The 18,913-nt window shown below is 28.0% G+C and carries 16 protein-coding genes; 5 read left to right on the top strand and 11 right to left on the bottom strand.

Annotated elements, in window-relative coordinates; translation table 11 throughout:
• Positions 1 to 111: 111 nt before the first annotated feature.
• The 5 genes from ACLUJM_RS08940 to ACLUJM_RS08920 form a co-directional block, all read right to left on the bottom strand.
• Positions 112 to 678 carry a hypothetical protein gene (locus ACLUJM_RS08940; protein ID WP_412412672.1) on the bottom strand — a complete coding sequence of 189 codons (567 nt, stop codon included), beginning with the start codon at positions 676 to 678 and terminating at the stop codon, positions 112 to 114.
• A gap of 300 nt (positions 679 to 978) precedes the next feature.
• Positions 979 to 1,464 carry a hypothetical protein gene (locus ACLUJM_RS08935; protein ID WP_412412671.1) on the bottom strand — a complete coding sequence of 162 codons (486 nt, stop codon included), beginning with the start codon at positions 1,462 to 1,464 and terminating at the stop codon, positions 979 to 981.
• Between the two features lie 5 nt (positions 1,465 to 1,469).
• Positions 1,470 to 1,970, bottom strand: a complete 501-nt coding sequence (locus tag ACLUJM_RS08930) for a hypothetical protein (protein ID WP_412412670.1) — start codon at positions 1,968 to 1,970, stop codon at positions 1,470 to 1,472.
• 12 nt (positions 1,971 to 1,982) lie between these two features.
• Positions 1,983 to 2,354: a hypothetical protein gene (locus tag ACLUJM_RS08925; RefSeq protein WP_412412669.1), complete on the bottom strand. Its 372-nt coding sequence runs from the start codon at positions 2,352 to 2,354 to the stop codon at positions 1,983 to 1,985.
• A gap of 24 nt (positions 2,355 to 2,378) precedes the next feature.
• Positions 2,379 to 2,639, bottom strand: coding sequence for a helix-turn-helix transcriptional regulator (locus ACLUJM_RS08920; protein ID WP_412412668.1), 261 nt, complete (start codon positions 2,637 to 2,639; stop codon positions 2,379 to 2,381).
• Between the two features lie 389 nt (positions 2,640 to 3,028).
• Here ACLUJM_RS08920 and ACLUJM_RS08915 point away from each other — a divergent pair, with 389 nt between their 5' ends.
• The 5 genes from ACLUJM_RS08915 to ACLUJM_RS08895 all read left to right on the top strand — a co-directional run bounded on the left by ACLUJM_RS08915 (position 3,029) and on the right by ACLUJM_RS08895 (position 7,065).
• On the top strand, positions 3,029 to 3,805 hold the full coding sequence (locus ACLUJM_RS08915) for a ParA family protein (protein ID WP_412412667.1): 777 nt from the start codon (positions 3,029 to 3,031) through the stop codon (positions 3,803 to 3,805).
• Positions 3,806 to 3,814: 9 nt separating this feature from the next.
• On the top strand, positions 3,815 to 4,072 hold the full coding sequence (locus ACLUJM_RS08910) for a hypothetical protein (RefSeq protein WP_412412666.1): 258 nt from the start codon (positions 3,815 to 3,817) through the stop codon (positions 4,070 to 4,072).
• Positions 4,073 to 4,277: 205 nt separating this feature from the next.
• A complete protein-coding gene (locus ACLUJM_RS08905; RefSeq protein ID WP_412412665.1) occupies positions 4,278 to 5,144 on the top strand; it encodes a sigma-70 family RNA polymerase sigma factor in 867 nt (288 codons plus the stop codon).
• A gap of 601 nt (positions 5,145 to 5,745) precedes the next feature.
• A complete protein-coding gene (locus ACLUJM_RS08900) occupies positions 5,746 to 5,982 on the top strand; it encodes an AbrB/MazE/SpoVT family DNA-binding domain-containing protein (RefSeq protein ID WP_412412664.1) in 237 nt (78 codons plus the stop codon).
• 3 nt (positions 5,983 to 5,985) lie between these two features.
• Positions 5,986 to 7,065, top strand: a complete 1,080-nt coding sequence (locus tag ACLUJM_RS08895; RefSeq protein ID WP_412412663.1) for a tyrosine-type recombinase/integrase — start codon at positions 5,986 to 5,988, stop codon at positions 7,063 to 7,065.
• A 633-nt stretch (positions 7,066 to 7,698) separates the two neighbouring features.
• On the opposite strand, the gene ACLUJM_RS08890 is transcribed toward ACLUJM_RS08895, so the two are convergent.
• The 6 genes from ACLUJM_RS08890 to ACLUJM_RS08865 form a co-directional block, all read right to left on the bottom strand.
• Positions 7,699 to 8,220 carry a hypothetical protein gene (locus tag ACLUJM_RS08890; RefSeq protein ID WP_412412662.1) on the bottom strand — a complete coding sequence of 174 codons (522 nt, stop codon included), beginning with the start codon at positions 8,218 to 8,220 and terminating at the stop codon, positions 7,699 to 7,701.
• Between the two features lie 8 nt (positions 8,221 to 8,228).
• Positions 8,229 to 8,915, bottom strand: coding sequence for a hypothetical protein (locus tag ACLUJM_RS08885; protein WP_412412661.1), 687 nt, complete (start codon positions 8,913 to 8,915; stop codon positions 8,229 to 8,231).
• 20 nt (positions 8,916 to 8,935) lie between these two features.
• Positions 8,936 to 10,588 carry a hypothetical protein gene (locus tag ACLUJM_RS08880; RefSeq protein ID WP_412412660.1) on the bottom strand — a complete coding sequence of 551 codons (1,653 nt, stop codon included), beginning with the start codon at positions 10,586 to 10,588 and terminating at the stop codon, positions 8,936 to 8,938.
• Positions 10,589 to 10,709: 121 nt separating this feature from the next.
• Positions 10,710 to 14,933: a toprim domain-containing protein gene (locus tag ACLUJM_RS08875; protein WP_412412659.1), complete on the bottom strand. Its 4,224-nt coding sequence runs from the start codon at positions 14,931 to 14,933 to the stop codon at positions 10,710 to 10,712.
• The gene (locus ACLUJM_RS08870) at positions 14,934 to 17,822 is read right to left on the bottom strand and encodes a hypothetical protein (protein WP_412412658.1); all 2,889 of its coding nucleotides are present in this window, start codon (positions 17,820 to 17,822) and stop codon (positions 14,934 to 14,936) included.
• Positions 17,822 to 18,904 carry a hypothetical protein gene (locus ACLUJM_RS08865; RefSeq protein ID WP_412412657.1) on the bottom strand — a complete coding sequence of 361 codons (1,083 nt, stop codon included), beginning with the start codon at positions 18,902 to 18,904 and terminating at the stop codon, positions 17,822 to 17,824. Before ACLUJM_RS08865 ends, ACLUJM_RS08870 begins: the two co-directional genes overlap by 1 nt.
• Positions 18,905 to 18,913 lie beyond the last annotated feature (9 nt).

The raw sequence follows: 18,913 nt of genomic DNA, 5'->3' as shown, positions 1-18,913 counted from the left end.
TTATTATCTAAATTCATTGTTAAAATATCTCACCTTTACCAACCCCTTTAACTATATATTTGTGTGCCAGAAAATGGCTAATTCTTTAGAAATCAGAGAGAACAATAGACACTACAAAACATCTATCCTCTCACACAAATTAGCCGATTTATATTTGTTTTTCAAATAATTACATTCATCTTCTGTAAATATATTTCTTATACCAAAGATCTTTTTGTTTCCATCAAACAAAATCTTTTCTTCATCATTTTTAAAATCAACGACATTTAGATATCCGTAATCGCCCAATTCTTCGTTATATAGGTGATAGTTTTCACTAATTTCTTTAGCATTGAAGAATTTATCAAATTTTGATAATTGTCCTTTGTTTTCTTGCCAAACACAAACATTGAGCATGGGATCTTTATAATACAAGATATTGTCTGAGATCTTATATCTTCTGTTGCCTACAATATATTCTGTATTTTCTTTCCAACCCAGCATATCGCATAAACTATTAGTTATTAACACCTTTCCAGATTCACGAGTACTTATTTTTCTTTCCAATCTTTTAATTTGTCTAATAATCTTCTTTGCTTGTTTTGTGTTTAATTCTTTCCCAAGAATTTTGTCTACCGTATCGATAAACACAGCGATATTAATATCTTGAATTTCTTTTTCTGTTCTTGTATTTTCCATAATATTCTCCTCTGAACCTCCCATGACTGAAGTCACAGGGTTCTAAAAAATTTAAAAATTCTATTTAAGAAGTTTGATTGTTATGCAACCCTTATTCTTATAGGCGTGTCCAGATCGCCTCTATTGTATAAGACTTCTAAGTCTACAACTTTACTTTTACTAAGTATATTCAACGCACCATTTACATCTGCATTTAATAGTTTTCCATCTTTTGTTTTATACAATCCTCTTTTTATTCTTTTACCACTAAATACGTATTTTTTAAGATTATCGTCATTGTATAAAACAATGGGCGAGAGTCTAGTCTACGCCCACGATATAACTTTCTGACATTAATGAATATTCGTAATCTTCAGTTTCTTTATCTAAAAAATTATAAATAAGATTGCTTAGCTCTTTTATTTTTTCGTTACCTAGACTTTCTGCTAAACTATATTTGTCATTTAAAAAATAAATGTTATCCCAATAATTTTCATCAATCGTTTCAACAATCCATTCTCCACAGTTTTGTGGAATCTCAGGTTTTTCGAACTCAATTATCCAAAATTCCTTTATTGTTGAAAAAGATATAATTTCAGAACGATTACATGAATCCATTAATTCCACTAATTCTTCTGCAAAAATATCTTGATTGGGGATATAGTCAGAGTTATCTATGTTTTCGTTAAACTCTCGTAAAACCCTTAGACCTTCAGCTTTTGCCTTATCAAAACTATCGAACATCTCATTTAAATACGTTCCTTTATCTCCGTAAAGGCTACAACAATATGTTTTGTTTTTATCCATAAGTCTTACTCCTCTTTAGCTTTCCAACCTACGCCATAATCATTCCACAAAAAACATTCACTAAAAGATTTTATTTTAAATCTTGCAAACCTATCATCTTTATCGACTAAGATAGCGTAACATCTAAACTTCTCTTTAGTTTTGTTCACATCATAAATAGCGTATTTTTCACCTTCGATAAATTTCTCCGCTACCTTATTTTCGTGTTTAACCTTATCAAAAAATTTTTTATAATCAATTTTAAAATTACCTTCATCATCTATTACAGATTCATCTTCATCATATAAATTGTCATCCATGATTTGTCTCCTTTCTTTGTTCGTAAATATTTCATGTTCTTTTCTAAAATCGATAATCTCAAGATTATATATAAGAAAAGATCTAACGGAACTATAAGTTCTGTTTAATTCGTTCGATATTTCCTCTGCAACCTTAGAGAGTCTTTCTCTAGGATTATCATGAATCACCTTTTTACACACTTGCATTTCTTCACACGACCACCTCAATTAAAGTCCTCCTTAAAGCTGATTTAATATGTTTTCTAATAATTGTTGATCCTTTTTCTTTTTCCTTTCACACATCTTCTCAATATATGACAGAAATTCTTGCTTAATTTTTACATAATCTTTATCTAAATCACAATCTAACACCTCTGCTTGCATATCTAATATTTCTTCTAATGAAAGCATTTCTATATCGCCGTTTTTAAAAGAATATCCACCTTTCTCAAACATGGTGCTATCACCATTTTGAACGTTTGAATAAATTAGTTGCCTATTTTGGAAATATAACCTATCGTGAATATTAGTGCCGATATAATGACTTGATCTAGGACAAATTTTGTCAATCACTTTTATTAATGGGATACGGATTCTATAATTCTTTGACATTTTTAAACTACCTTATCAACTCTTTTAATCTTCTTGAACATCATAAAAGATTTCTTGAACTGTTTTATTTGCTAACGCAGCAATTTTCACCATTCTTTCTCTAGCTGGAAGACATCTACCTTTTTCATAGTGACCCCAAGCTGTTCTGGATATGCCACAAAGCTTAGCGATGCTTTCTTGTGTTAAATTAAGCTGCGTAATTCTAATCTTACGAAGCTCTTTAGCAATTTCTTTTTCCGATTTTAATTTGTAATCATTTTCATCAAGCGGTTTAATTTTACTCATAGTAATTTAACAAGCACCTCACGAACCTATATCGCGGGGTAGGGGATAAACCCAATCTTGTCTTTCTCCTTTCTTGTTCTTTAATACACGTTGGCAAGATATTATGATTGCCTTCACAAAGTTAATGACAGAAATTGTAACATTGTGAAAATGGCATACTTACATAAATCTGTACCGATATAATTATAATTAGAGAATAATGTAAATCATTTAAAAGAAAACAAAATAACAAAGGATTATAGGTTATAAAGATAAAATAATAACGAATATACCACAAACCCACAAATAATAAAAATACATATAGAAAAGTGTTGTAATAACATTAACACAATGATATAATGTAACTATAATACAAAACACATGTAACAAGTAATAAAAAGGAGGAGTTTATGGTTATAACTATTGGTAACAACAAAGGTGGAGTTGGAAAGACTACTCTTAGTACGGTATTTACTTATATACTTAGTGATCTAAGAAAAGAAAAAGTATTAGTTATAGATACTGATCAGCAATCAAATCTTTCTAAACTCTTGGAAATAACATATAATAAAAACTTCGATGAAAATAAAAACATTTATGAAGCAATGTTTTCACCAGGAAGCATCAAAAATTATATCCAGCCTGTAACTGATACTTTGGATATATTAGTAGGTAGTTGGGATATGGCTAACTTTGAAAATAATGTGGGAAAAACATATAAAGAGCAATCTATTCCATTTATTTTAAGGACTAAATTAGATGAAGTAAGAAATGATTATGATTATATAATTATTGACACATCACCTACAACGGGTCTATCAACACAAAACGCAATTATAGCTAGTGATTATGTTATTATCGCAACACAAACAGTTCCACTAGCCTTCGATAGTACAGATAGATATTTTATGTTTTTAACACAAATATCTAATCAAGTGTTTGATGGTTTCGAATTGTTAGGCATAGTTCCTTATTTAGTAGGGGATTCATCAACTGATAGAACATATATACAAAGATATAATAGTGAATTTAATGTTGATTGCTTTAGCAGCATGATAAAAGCATCAGATAGGGTAAAGTCGTGGTCTAATAACGGGATAACAAGCCATTTACCATACGACAAGAGAACATTGAAAATGTATGAAGATGTTTTAGATGAAGCATTGACAAGAACTGTAAGTATGTAGGAGGTTTTTATGAAAAGTAGAGATTATAGAGACGATAATAACAAAAACAACAAGAATATTATAAATTCAAACATTTTAGAGAGAAAAGCTGATAACTCAAAAAGCATAAGAATATATGAGGAAGATTATAACTTTATTGATTTTTTATCTATATGGAAAAAAGATACGATGGTAAGCTTAATTAACTCTATGATAGAAGAGTACAAGGAAAGCCATCCAGAAGATGTTGAAAAGTATAAAGCATTTCAAGAATTTCAAAATAAATAACTATAATAGCCGTAGATTTTGTTCTACGGTTTTTTACTGCAACAATTGACACCATATATTATACAAATAAGGCATTGTTTTAAATTAAATACATTTTAACAAAATAGCTTTAGACTATATATATGACAGAGTTTCTATCGTTATAACGTATATTTTAACACAAACGACAAAAAACTTGATAGAATAACTATTAAGGAGGAAAAGTGTGAAAAATATAAAATATACAATTATAAAAGGAGAAACTAAGGGGATTGTCAGAAAAGTAACATCACCCACACCTGCTATTGATAGTAGAAAAAATATTTCAAAAGAGGATGAGGAAAACTTTTTTAAAGCCTATAGAAGCCCTGGTATTAATGGAAATAAAAAGATGAAGTTGGCAAATGAATTTCTAAAAGAGTTTAAACCACTTATTTATTCTTATGTAAATTCGTATTGTCATAAAAAGAGTTATCAAAACTTTGAATTTTCAGAAATTAGAGATGACCTTATTTCAGAAGGATTGACAGCTGTATATAGATGTTTTGATACATTTGATACATCTAAAAACATTCGATTCACAACATACGCTTCTAGCTGTATTCAAGGTAAAATCAAAAACTATTGCAGAGATCATCATTTAAGGCATTTTACAGGCACTAGAACGCTTTATGAAAATATTCAAAAAGATTATAGAAAAGCGAAAGAAAAGGGCAAAGAAGCCGACTTTAAATTTGATAAGTGTAATTATGTTAGCGTAAAATCCCTAAATGAATTAACTGATATATCCGATAAAGATATGTACTTAGAGTTTCATAACGATTCACAAATACAAAGCTTATATAAAGATGATACAAATCTTAGTGAAGTATATTCAGAGAATTATGAAATACTTAAACTTTTGTGTAAAGGATTAAACAAAACTGAATATGTTATTACTATGCTATTTTTTTCAAACTATACTAAACCACAAATTGCAGAAAAATTCGATGTTGAAAAATGTGTTGTAGAAAAATGTATTACAACAACATTAAAGAAAATGCGTAATCGAGCAGCAGAGCTAGGATTAAGCAAAGACTACTTTGAATTTTGATACAAAAATAGGGTAAATAGTGTATTTACAGAAATAAAAAAGGTTTATATTATGGAAATAATATAACGTTTTATACAACATACGATAGAAGAAAGCCATTAATTAGCTTTTTTTTATTTACTTTTTAAGTTTCTAAGTTTCATAAAATCACCTTAAAATTATAACATGTTATTTTATAATGCTCTACAAATTCTAAAAAAATATTTTGTTTTCAAAGAACTCTCACTCCTTAATTATGTTATACCCACGAACACAATCATTTGAAAATATTAAAATAATTTTTGCGAAATTCATATATAATTTTAATGACTCATTTTGATTTTACAAATTAATGTTAAAAACGTATCTAAAAAAGCCCACATTACAGTATATCGCATTATACGCCACGATAACGCAGTTTTATCTTTTAAACATATAATTACATACCTCAAACATTAAAACCCTCGTATAAGAGCTTATATGAGGCCTTTTTTATGGATTTTAGAAAATTTATAAAAAATAGCTGCCCCACCATCCTATTTCTGCCTCACCCTGCATATTGACAAAAGATTGTAGTTATGTCAGAATATAGTTAAAGATGAATATCAGAAAGTAGGAAAATATGATTATAGAAATTAAATCCAAATCTCAAATAACAATTCCAAAAGAAATTATGCAAGAATTGAAAATCGAAAAAGGAACAAACCTCGATTGTAAGATTGTTGATGGAGAAATTGTTCTAACGCCAATCAAATTTATAGAAAAGAATGATATAGAAGAGATCAAAAACAAATTAAGTAATATAAATATATCAGAACAAGAATACAACGAAATTATGGGTATTCTAGAAAGGAAATAGAAAATGAAACAAAGAGATAGTCTATTAGAAAAAATATTAAACACAAATGCTAAATCTTTAAAAGTTGAAGTATCGGAAGTACCACCGTTTATCTCAAACTATATTAAAGATTTATATGTTATGTATAACCTATCAAAGCATACTATTATTGATTATTTTTCTCTTATTACGATATTCACTAAAAAGATGTTTTTAACTTTTTACAGTAAACCATATTATGATATCATAACAGGAAAATATGATGAACATTATTTAAGCGTTGATGAAAAGTTTTATGAACAGGTTGAAAAAAGACACGTCAATGATTTCTTAGCTGAATTAAAGCTCGAAAGAAATTTAAAAGAATCATCCGTCATTACTAAAATAAGACAATTAAAATCATTCTACTCTTATCTCGAAGAACATTACGATATAAAAAATAACGTAAAGAATATAAGAATTCCAAAGGCTGAAAAAAACCTACCCGTATATCTAACATTAGAAGAAGCTGTCTCTCTAGTTAATGTTATAGATAAAGATATCGATGAGCATAAAAAGACAAAAACAAAATGGATTTGTGTAAGAAATAAATGCATGATTGTAATGCTATTAAATTGTGCATTAAGACGATCGGAATTACAGTCAATAAATGTGGATGATATTAAAGAAGATTATATAATCGTTATGGGAAAAGGTGCAAAAGAAAGAACAATTTATCTAAACGATTTAACCAAACAATCAATCAACGATTATTTAAGAGTTAGACCAAACGATGCTAAAGATAATAAAGCATTATTTATAACAAAAAACAAAAAGGAATTTTCTAGAATTAGCTGCGAAAGAATTGGAGATGTAGTTAAAAAATATTTAAGAAAAGCAAATCTTAATGATCAATTATTTTCTACACATAAACTTAGACATACATCGGCAACTCTTATGTATCAACATGGCAATGTGGATTTAAGAAGTCTTCAACAAATTTTAGGACACGCTAGTTCAAAAACCACTGAAATATATACACATGTCTACGATAAAAACTTAAAAAAAGCAGTTAATACTAATCCACTTAATGTATTATACGAAGAAAACAAGAAGGGCTTATAATGGCTCTTCTTGTTTTTTGTATTTATCACTCGCTTATTGCGAGAAATTATTGACTCTATACATCGTTAGTGAATACCTTATGAAAAACACTTACTATTGCAAAGAAATGTATCTTGTGTGCCAGCAATAACATCTGAAATACACTCGCAAAGTGCGAGGAAAAATACAGGATACTTATGCCAAATTTTCTGAGACACACTCGCAAAGTGCGAGAAAAAGTCGATATTATACTCACAAAGAGCGTAAGCCGAGAGACACCCCGCATGTGCGGGTAAAATGTTAGTTGATTCAAGACCCATTGAAATTTTTCGGGAACACCCCCGCGTGTGCGGGTAAACTTGTATCATCTTCTTAACTATCTAGGTTTTCTTGGGAACACCCCCGCATGTGCGGGTAAAATATAGATCCGCAGAAAAACGACTTAAACTACCGAGGAACACCCCCGCAAATGCGGGTAAAATCACTTTTCTTGTTCTCTCCTTTTGCTAAATCTAGGAACACCCCCGCATGTGCGGGTAAAATTTTACGACTCGTTCAATATTTTTAAAATAACAGGGAACACCCCCGCGTGTGCGGGTAAAATACTAATAAAAGTCCTAATTTATGGGATATTAAAAAACAAATAAACAAAATTTATTTATTTTTGTACAAATCTTTTTGCATAGTTTCGCTATACTCTTTTAATGTTTTTGAAGCGTTAATTGTTCTGTTGATTTTTATTAATTGTTCCTTTTTATCCTTTGAATTTATGATATTTCTCAAATAGTCTATAGAAAATTGCTTGTAGGTTGAGTATAATTCTTTAGAATAGTTTGTCCAATTATCTAATTCTTCATATCCAGCATATTTATCTATTGTTATCTTAAGAGATTTAAATTCACCATCTAATTCATTTACAACAGAAGCCAATAAAGAACCCTCTTCCCCTTTTGTTGGCTGGTTTTCTAAAACCCATACCTTTAATTTTAACATCGAAACAGGAATTTGATCTATTTGCTCATTTATTTTCGATAATTTAGATTTGTATTCGCTTATTGCATTTTGTTTTTGTTGTAATGAAATATTTTGTTTAGGGCTATTATCTTCTTTAGAACAAGAAGTTAAACATAGACAAACTGTTAATACGGTAAGAAAAACCTTTAATAACTTTTTCAAAACAACTCCTACATTTCTACTTTAATTGAAGATGAGCCTTCATCATCTTTATCGTCATCCTTATCGTCTTTTTCATCAATCGGTTCATCTTTTAATATTGTTGGTTTCTCTTCAATGTCTTCTACTATTTCTTCTTGTTGTTCTTCCTTGATTTCTTCTTTTTCTTCTTTTAGCTCATCCTCTTTTTCTTCATTTTTTAATTCATCTGGAATAACAATCTTTGGAAGTGAATCTTCTTGTGCTTTATCGATAGTTTCTTCTATGCTATCGATTATCTCTTTAGACGTTTCATCAGAATTATCCATTGAAGTAGATAATATCGGTTCAACTATTTCATAATAAGAAGAAGCATTATCGTTAATATAGAAATCCGCTATTACATTTTCAAAAATATCAACGAAGCTTTTTTGATAAAGTTCTTTAATTTCATCTTCTGTATATTGCTTATTAGTTAAATCATCAAATACCTCTTCTAATTTAGATACCATATAAGTCTTCATGATTAATATATCATGTAGTTCACTATCGTATAATTTTAAACCAGTATTATCGAAGATATACTTATCAATAGGATCGTTTGTTTCTTCATCTAAGTCATAATCAAACGCTGATTGAAGAGCCACAGTCATTCTTGATGCTCTTATTTGTCTATAATCATCTTCGGTGAAATAAAATCTCCATGTTTTCTTTTCCATTTTTTCTCTCCTTTGTTTTTCTAAAATTCTGTATTGTTAATATCATCATCAACAAGGTCTTGTGGCTTTCTTATCTCTGTTCCACCTTTCTTGTTTTGATATATAATACCTAGTTGTTCTCTTATATAGTCTGGGTCATCTGCCATTTCCAATCTTGCTTCTAATTCACCTGGATATTCAAACATGGCGAATGTTTGCCAAGCATATCTCTTGTTAAATACGCGTGCTAATACATCTAAATCATCTTTATATTTTTCATAAAGATCGTCTTTATTAAAAGCAAAAAATCTAGAAATTGAATAAACCTTCTTATCAAATGAAACATCTTGATTATCATACATCCACACAAATGTCGCTATATACCTAGCATTTCCATCTACATCTTCTGAAACATCACACATACACCATGTTTCTTGGATTTTAGCTGGTGGAAAATCTGAAAATCTGTTTTCATCTAAAGCTACGGTTATCGGATAACTAAATATTTCATCATATCCTAAATTATTATTTTTTTCTAAATCAATCATTCTTTCAAGTTCGTCTGTGAAAAAATATCTGTAAAGCTCATCTGTTTCAAAAATCCCATCTACCGTAAAAGCAATAGTAGGATAAAGGTTGATTTTTCTATCGTAGAAATTAACCTCTTTTTCTCTTAATTGATGAACCCCGTTAAATACATTTTCATCTTCGAAATCAATCCTTTTAGCTATAAAGCTAAACCATTTTTCCCAATTTGATATTTGCGAAGATCTATTTACGCTATTTACATCTTCAATTTCTGACGATGCAATATTAAACTTATCGAAATTGTTATATACCAGTTTTTCTTTAGGAATATTACTTAATTCTTCACTAATTTTACCTGATGGCGATAAAAGATTATTATTATCTTTTTGGTCTTCTTGCAAAATATTGAAAAATTCATCTTTTAAATTTTCAGGAACATTTAAAATATGCTCTTTATTCACTTGGAAAAATTGTCTACAAGCCTCTATAGAAGCCGTATCTAAAGCAGCGATATTTGAAACTGTTTCATCGTTAAATTCAAGCTTGTTTCCGATACCCTCAAATGTTGTTGGAAGAAATCTTGTTGAATCAAAGTCAAAAATAATAAATGCGTAAAGTTGAGAATGTTCTTTTTGCATATCGTAATATTCAGACTTTTCTAAATCTTTGAAATACAATGATACTGCTATTTCTAATAGAAAATCCTCTTTTGTTGCTAACGCTTTGGATTCTTTAGCGAGATTTTCAACCATGTCTTTTCTATCATTTGATAAGTTCGACATGAAATCATCATATAGAATTTCGGCACGTTCTTTTAATTTCGGGTTTTCGTTAAGAAAAGTTTCTTTAAATTTTTCGTAAATTTCTTTGGACTTTTCTAAGTCATTTGAATAAACAAATTTATTCATTGTTTCAAAATTAATACCTACGATGTTGTCAAAATAATCCTTATTGTATAGCCTTAAATACAACATTGATGGTAGTAATATTTCAGAATCATCTTCTAATGTAGTAGAGTAGTTGTAATATGCTTTTACAAAATAAATGTAAGGACATTTCAAATACATAGATAAATAGCCATTATCTATGATGTTTTTTGGAAAATCCACAACATTTTTAATATAGTTGCACAAATCTTCTCCGTTTCTTAAATAAGTTTTAATCATAATATTTTCTCCTTTTGTAGTTGGGCTTTAAACATTTGATTTAAAGCCCCATTTCCTACTATTTTTATAACGAGTAGTTTTGAGATGGCAAAATAGGTTTATTCTATAATGATGTACCCATTTACATTTCCATTTCGTTTTCTACTTGCTTTTCTTCCATATTGTTAATATCGATGTTTTCTTTTGGAATATTTTCTTTGACATCCTTATCAACAACATTTTGTTCCTTTTCTTTAGCTTTTTGTTCTTTGTTTTCTTTGAATTCATTTAGCACATTTTCAAAAATTGCATTTAATGATTTTTCTACAGCATTTTCTCTAACATTATCCTTGTTTTTATCTAAAAACTTATAACTTCCTGATTTTTCGATATCTTCTTGTTCGTTTTTTATTTGTTTTAGAATTTTCATTCTAACTTTTAACATTTGCATTTGGTTAGTTTTACTATCTAAATTTATATCTTTTGAACCGTATAATTGTGCCAAAAACTTATTAGATAAATCTACAATATGTTGTGGCTCATTTTGTAATGCTTTAGAATCGTGCAAACTATCATTAAATATATCCTTGCCTAGTCTAAACAAAAGTTCCTCATTTGTCTTAACTGTTTCATTTGTATTTCTATTAACTATTAACCCTGATTCAAAATCCACATCAAGACCTGATTCGTTTAGCTCTTTCAATTTGTATTGTAACATTTCATTAACATCTTTAATACCATTTTTCGAATCAATAACTATCGATTTGACGGTAGGAAGCTGATTTTCAAGTTTTAACCTCGCTTGTGTTCCTGCTTGGTCGTTATCTAGCATTAAGATAACATGCGATGGATCTATGTTATTGTAAAAGCAATAATTTCTCAAATCCAAATTCTTTGCATTACCTACGCCTAATAGCGATATAAAGTTTACCTTATCTTGTTTTAAATCTATATCCTTCAATGAGTTTTGAAGATTATCTTTGTAAGGATTATACAAATCTTCTTTAAGTTCTTTTGAATCATCTAAACTAAGATTTCTCATATAGTCATATCTACTATCGATTTTGCATAAGCTCAATGCACTCAATGCATCTATTGTTGCTTCTGTAATAATTGTGTACTCGTGTGCTCTTCTTTTTTCTGGTGGATAATCACTAAGACTATTTCCTACCCAAGATTTTACTACACCTGATGGAAGCCTTGACTTTGTTCTAGATCCTTTTAAATCACTAATTCTTTTGTTAATGCTCTTGTTAAATTGTTCTTTTTTAGACTTAATACCTTTTTCATACTTATTCTTTTCGCTATCTGGTAAATCATTGTATTGTTTTTCAGAAATCTTTGAATAATTGTTTAAATAAAGCTTATAGTCTTTTTTAGATTCATCATCTAACGAGTTATACTGCTCAAAGTTAATATGTTTTTTATTATCAGAACTAGCATACATCTTCTCGCAATATATCTTATCTGATACATTCCTTTGTTCCTGCTGCATTAAAACATTACTATATAAGTCTGTAACTTCTGTAATCATAAATGGTTCATTAGTCCTTTCGTTTATCCCAGCCTTAATTATCGGATTATTCTTATTCACTTCTTTAAGAATTGTTTCTGGAATCTTTCTTTTAACAACCAAATAACCCTTTACTGCTGCTGTAGCTGAATCCATTAAAAAATTGTCAGTTTTTTTATCAGATAAAAACTTAGAACTATAACCAATATCTCTTGCGTATAACAATTGAGATTTATTAAAGTTTTTAGAAGAATCTCTTCCTGAGCGAGTGTCTATTGTCCTTATTTGATTTACGGTCATGTTCATATCCTTATTACTCATTCTATAGCCTGACATAGATCTAATTTTAGAAATTTCTGTTAAAAGTAAACCCATTTGGTAATCTGTCAATGGCTTTTCTGTAATTTTTTGATACTTTTCTATAACATCAAAATAAGTACATACCTTATCATCAACCTCATTAAATTCTTTTTCTTTATTAAATTGTCTTTCATCAAATGCTTCAAGAGAGGTTTTACCTTGTAGTTGTTTTATTATGTTATCTCTTTCTTTTGCACTTCCAGCAACCTTATAAAAATCTATTGTATTCATCAATGCATTGAATATATCGGGATTTTTCTCTTTATTAATAGTGATTTTAGAATTTCTAGCATATTCTTTTTGGATGTTTTTTACAAGCAAGTTTCCGTTAAAAAAGCCAAGGGATGTTTGAGTTCCAAGGTTATTTTCTCTAATGCTTTTAAAATCACCGATTTTACTTCTATAGCTGTTGTATGTTTCCAAAGCCTGTGCATTTTGTTTTTCAAAATCTATTGCTTTTTCCCAAATTTCTTTTAGTTGCGGATTGGTATTTTCTAGGTAATTAAGCATTTTTTCATCTGACCTAAACATATTCTCTAATTGAATACCCTTGCTATGACAATAAACACCTAACGCCGAATTCATCCAAGGCTCTCTTCTACCTTCTTTAAAGTTATATAAAGTTCCTGTCTTTTCAAACTTCCAAACATCTTGTTGCGTTCTATGCCTATCATAATCCCAAACATCGCCATAAATTTCTTTAAACATATCTAACGGTGATTTTCCGTAAGTGTCGGTAAACTGGAAGATATTATTATATACATATTTCTTTAAGTCATACGATAAATTAGCTTTTGAATTATAGATTATGTTATCGTCTTTTAACGTACAGCTACTCATAATTGACTTTAAATAAGAAGCACCTAATCCAAATCTCGCATTATCGATATATTTTTCTGTATCGTAAAAATCCTTGTTTGATTTAACGTAAGTGTTAACCGTAACACGCTTAGAATTATATTGCGATGTTCTCTTATTCAAATTGTTGTTTAGGTTTGTAGCCATTTCATTTTCAGAAGATATATTATTATCTTTCCAGTTAATCCTGGAAGAATCTGGAATAAAAGCCTTATTAATATCGTTTAATTTTTTATTAAAAAATTGTGAAGGCGTATTTTTGTCTATTTTAGCTAGTAAATTAGTTATAGGACTGCTATTTGAATAATTTACTAAGTTAATCCCTGTTGATTGCTGTAATTTATTTAAAGAATACGAAAATTCTTTTAAAAAAGCTCTATCGTCAATCTTCTTTAATGTTTTTGAATTTTTTAAATCCATATTATTAGCTAAATTAATAAATAATTCTGTGTAATTATTTAAGACATCGTAAGTAATTAAATCAAAAGAATAAATGTCCTTTTCATCTTTAACATAAATATCACTCATTAAATTATTTATTGTTAAAACGCTAATATTATCATTTGTCGGCAAAATCTTTAGCCCTAATTTAATATCTGTGTTATCATTAAAAAACTTTATATAAGATTTAATATCTGTTTGTTCAAGTCTTTGTTTTGAAATATTTTCATCTAGTGTTTCTAAGGCTTTTTGTGTAATAGCATTTTTATATTCGCCTCTAAATAAGCTAGAGACCTTATTATTTATATAATCCATTTTAGTATTTTTTAAATACTTGTTAGGATCTGAAAAAGCTTTTGATAAAATCTCTTGATTTTTTTCAATATCATCTAAGGTTTTAAAAGAAATATTCAAGTCTTTCTCAATAGATTCAAAAAAGCTTGTATAATCATAGCTTGTTGCTGCTTCAAAAATTAATGGCAATGAATTAGTATATGCACTTTCGTTATTATCTAGCCATGTCAGTTGTTGTTTTTCCTTGTCTAAATAAAACCTGTTTTCACCCATTGCTTGTAAAATGTTGTTGTTCTCGTTATCAGATAAATTTTTATCGTTAGTATTAGAAAAATAAATACCAAACGCTCTAAACATTCTTACCTGCAATGTGTTTTCATTTGGATTTTCTGTATTTTTTGAAAATTCTAAAACTGTTGATAGAAAATCCTTGAAATCTGATTCAAAATATAGCCTAGCATTTTCTTTCTCATTAAAGTTATACCCATCTTTTAAATCTATAGGAATGAAAAGATTATTTCTATACTTTTCTGAAAACTTTTCAAAAGTATCTAAATCAGTTGCTAGATTATTAGTCTTATAAAAATTTTCCCTCGTTAAATCTGATTCTCTTTTTGTATTGTTTTCAAGTCTGATATCTCTCTTTTCAGAAAAAGCTAATTCATTATCACTTACTAATATCGATATGTTAGAATTATTAGCTTGAAAACTTATTGCTCTATTTCCCAATGTCTTATTTTCAATATTTTCTAACGCTTCTGATAAGCTCATTCTCTCATTTAAAAGCCCATTATCTTCTACAATATATTCAACTCTATAACCATTGTTTATTAAGATATCTTTGAGAGTGATGTCTAAATCTTCATAGAAAAATTTATCATCATAAATATTAAAATCCAATTAAACTATCTCCTTTCTTTGAGCCATATAGCTATCTAGATATCCACTTATACCGGATCTCTTAAATTCCTCAAACATCTTTTCTATGTTCATATATAATTGTATATTATAGAATATGCTATCTTGCTTTCTTGTTAATAAATCAACATATATATTTAAGTTGAATTGTAGTGAACTTGTCGTTTTCAATATAGATTCATATATCTTGTATTTTTTGATTATGCTACTTATTGAAGGAGTAGAATAAGTCTCGAATACATCTAAAAGTTTTAAAATAGTTTTGTCGAACTTACAACTACCCACAATATCGATACTCTTAAAGCTAGTTCTAATTTTAGTAATTAATGTGGAAATATCATTTGTAGATACATCACTTGTAGCCACATCATCTATTAACTCATTAAGAGATTTAGAAATATCCAATACTATAGATTCAAGCTTTTCATTAGGATCATATACACCATTTCTTTCAAACAAAGATTTATTTAAATTATTTAACAAGTAATTTAAGACCTTATTTAAATCTGGAAAATACACACACAAGTTGTTGTCTATATTTTCTAAGTCTTTCTTAAATCTTATAATATCGGGATTATTAACAAGAAAATCCTTCATAAAAAATTTACTAATATTAATATAATCGTTTAGAATGTTTACATAAGCTTGTGATTTATTTTGTATAGCTATTTTCATGTTATCGAAGCTATTTACAGGCTCTGTATTTCCGCCTGTTATTTCAAGAATTTTATTAATATAAATTATCTTATATTCGTCATTTACTATCCTGTTATTAATATTTAGTAAATTATCATTTATTTTATCTTTTAAATCGGATATTCCAACAACATTTTGCCAAACACCACCGTTATACATAGGTAGATTTAATAAATCATTTTTAGCCTTAGAAATCTCTCTGTCTTCTATAGTTTTCATTTGTTTTTGAGTTGCTAAATACAAGTAAAAATCTGAATTTTCACATACAAACTCTTTAAAAGAAAATTCTTTAAAACCGTATAAAATGTTTCTTTCATTTTCTTTCTTAATTAAAATATCCTTGTAAAACTCGTTTTCTTTTTTCAATTCATTTAAAACTTCTAATTGAATATTTGAGTAATTATTAAGAAAAGTTTTTATAACGTTGTTATTAAAAAGATTAAAGATAGGATATATCTTAAATACTTCATCTTCGTATACCTTATTAATCTTCTTTCTTGTTGATATTTTATTGTTTGAACAGTAGTTTCTAAACTTTCTATTTAAGCCATCGTATTCAAATGTTAAAGTATACGAACGAATTATATCTAGAGGATCTTTTAAAATATTAATTATATCTTCTCTAACCTTTTCTTTAGAATCGGCATCATTTGTCGAATCAAAGTTTTTAATTTTTTCTTCAAGTTTCTTTTCAGTTAAACGCACCTTCTGATATTCTGATTTATTCAATTTTAAGTTAATTAAACAAATAATATTATCTAAGTCCGAAGGATATACATAGTCTTTCATTTTGATAATATCTTTTATCTCAAAAGCAGCAGTAAACTGGTTTTGTAATCTCTTTTTGTTAAATCTAGAAGAAATATCGATACTTCCAAAATCTTGTATAGAATTATCGTCTTTGGATTGTAATTGATAGTAAATTTGCCATTTCAAAAAGTTACTATTAATCTTTATTGAATTTTGTTGACTAGATGTTAATCTCAACAAAGCCTCTCTATCTATTTTGTTATTTCTAATCACATTATTGAAATTAGTCTTAATATATAATTTCTTATAGTTTTCGATAAGCTTATTAGAAAAAGAGTTATCATCTGTATTAATAACTTCCCCATTTACTAAATACTTAGCCTCGTTGTTTTCTATAATCTCGCTATGATTTTCTCTTGTTACCGGGTCTATTATCTGTTTCATTGACAACGACTGAATATCTTTATATGTCAATTTGTAAAATCTATCATAAACAAGATAAATAAATCTTGCTGATGATTGTTTTATTTCTTCAAATCTAGTGTCATTAATCTTTGACAAATATATTAAGTTATTATCCCTTAGAACAAAGCCTAACTCATTTGAACGCAGTTCTTGATTTGGTAATATTTTAATGTACATCAAATCATTTGGGGATATCTTTCTTTGTTTTAAAATCTTATCAAAATTAACCTCTTTATCAGTAGGGATTAAAAATAAGCCGCCTTCATCTTTGTTCTTTAAATCAGCATTATAAGTTCCAACAATATTCTTAAACTTATTTAAGTGTTCAGTATTATCTACTCTCTGTTGATAATCCCTTTCCATCTTTACCTTTTCAACGAAATAATCACTATTTAAATATTCCAAATCTGTAATATTAACTAAATCATAATATATTAAGTTATTGCCGTATGAGTTAGTAGATTTTTTTTGAATGTTTATATAAATTTCTACAAGCTCTTTGTATTTTTCTATAGGAATGTTGTATAGATTAAACCTATTGCAAAAAGCTATTGTCTGTTCTATGTTACGGTTAGTTATTGTCAAAGGTTTTAAGCTAACAAAAAGAGTTAAATCTGCATTTGGATTTAGTGTTGAATTTTTAATATCAGACAAAATCTTGTTAGTTAAATTTGATATATTCGTTTTAAAAGTAATAGAGGCTTTATTTTTACTAGCTAAAGTATTATCCTTTACTTTTTCAGAAAAATCATTTTGTATTTTTGACAAAGCATTTTGTAGTAACTTGCTATAGGGGTCTTCATTGTCAAACATCTTTCTTACAATCTTACTTGGAATTAAATAAGGAAAATAATCTTGCATTTGAATTTGTTCAAACATTTTAGTTGTGTACGCATAAGGCTCATTCTCTCTTGTAAAAGCTTGTGTGTTATCCGTTATATAAAAAAACAATCCATCCATCAAACCATTTCCCCCGAACCTAAATTAATCGTTTCTGTAACAATACTTTCTATGTTGTTATCATTTAATTCGTCATTTTCGAATAAGTTGATTATATTAAATAATTCTCCCTTATTTTGGTCTGAAAACTCAACATAATCAATGTTTGCTGTATTTATATCTGTTTCTAGTCTTGTTTTAAGTATTGTCGTATTTTCATTTTTGTACTGTTTTTCTAGTCTTTTAAAAGTATCTAAATTATATTCCGAAACATCTATATTTGTTGAGTGTAGAACACTAAAACAATATTGTTGAATGTCTTTAAGAAAAGATCCAATAAAATATACAATATAGACAAAGCCTAAAAAATCGAAATCATTCATATTAAAGCCAATGTCTATTTTGTATTCATCCTTATTAAATAAGTAATTGAAATTATTAATCAATATTTCTTTTAAATTTTTCTTATAGTCTAAACTAGAAAAACTTGTAGTTTCTTTAAATAAGTTTCTTGAATCCAAATAATCACATACATCATTAAATTTATCATTTTGTATCTTTATAATTTCAGAATTTTTTAACAGATTTTCGCAAGTTTCATTAATATTTAAAGAATCTTTCTCGTTTAAAAAATACATCAAACTTTCTCTAATAGTTCTTAATTTCCCTTCATCTATTTCTTCTGATTCATTTTTTAGAATAAAAGGAACAAAAGTATTATCTATTATTTCATCGAGCCTTTCTGCTACATTTTCAGATTCGAATTCTGTATAATCTGAACTTTCAAAAGATGTCAAAAAGATATCAAAAGTATTGTTGATATTTTCATATCCAATCCAAAATATGTAGTTTAGAAATGCCGTTTGTTTTTCTCCACCACACTGGCTTATATCTATAAGGTGTAACTTTAGGCTATCGAATTTTAAATCAACAAACTTTCTTGTATTTCTATATCTATCTCTCGCCTCTTTTATCCCTTTTGATATATATTGATTTAATGTAGCAACCTGTTCTTGTGTATTACAAGAATTAAACTCTTTGAAAATATCTATTATTCCCCTTTTTATTCTCTTTAAGGATTCATCCATGTTTTTACTTTCCAAATCTACACC

The organism is Finegoldia sp., assembly GCF_046991905.1.
In the GTDB taxonomy this organism is placed as follows: domain Bacteria; phylum Bacillota; class Clostridia; order Tissierellales; family Peptoniphilaceae; genus Finegoldia.
The sequence above is the reverse complement of the archived record's forward strand: the minus strand, read 5'-3'. Positions and strand labels throughout refer to the sequence as shown.

What these genes read in the sequence shown, in the direction of transcription:
- ACLUJM_RS08940 (WP_412412672.1), bottom strand. Translation starts at nt 678, where the DNA reads ATGGAAAATACAAGAACAGAAAAAGAAATTCAAGATATTAATATCGCT.
- ACLUJM_RS08935 (WP_412412671.1), bottom strand. Translation starts at nt 1,464, where the DNA reads ATGGATAAAAACAAAACATATTGTTGTAGCCTTTACGGAGATAAAGGA.
- ACLUJM_RS08925 (WP_412412669.1), bottom strand. Translation starts at nt 2,354, where the DNA reads ATGTCAAAGAATTATAGAATCCGTATCCCATTAATAAAAGTGATTGAC.
- ACLUJM_RS08920 (WP_412412668.1), bottom strand. Translation starts at nt 2,639, where the DNA reads ATGAGTAAAATTAAACCGCTTGATGAAAATGATTACAAATTAAAATCG.
- ACLUJM_RS08915 (WP_412412667.1), top strand. Translation starts at nt 3,029, where the DNA reads ATGGTTATAACTATTGGTAACAACAAAGGTGGAGTTGGAAAGACTACT.
- ACLUJM_RS08910 (WP_412412666.1), top strand. Translation starts at nt 3,815, where the DNA reads ATGAAAAGTAGAGATTATAGAGACGATAATAACAAAAACAACAAGAAT.
- ACLUJM_RS08900 (WP_412412664.1), top strand. Translation starts at nt 5,746, where the DNA reads ATGATTATAGAAATTAAATCCAAATCTCAAATAACAATTCCAAAAGAA.
- ACLUJM_RS08895 (WP_412412663.1), top strand. Translation starts at nt 5,986, where the DNA reads ATGAAACAAAGAGATAGTCTATTAGAAAAAATATTAAACACAAATGCT.
- ACLUJM_RS08885 (WP_412412661.1), bottom strand. Translation starts at nt 8,915, where the DNA reads ATGGAAAAGAAAACATGGAGATTTTATTTCACCGAAGATGATTATAGA.
- ACLUJM_RS08880 (WP_412412660.1), bottom strand. Translation starts at nt 10,588, where the DNA reads ATGATTAAAACTTATTTAAGAAACGGAGAAGATTTGTGCAACTATATT.
- ACLUJM_RS08870 (WP_412412658.1), bottom strand. Translation starts at nt 17,822, where the DNA reads ATGGATGGATTGTTTTTTTATATAACGGATAACACACAAGCTTTTACA.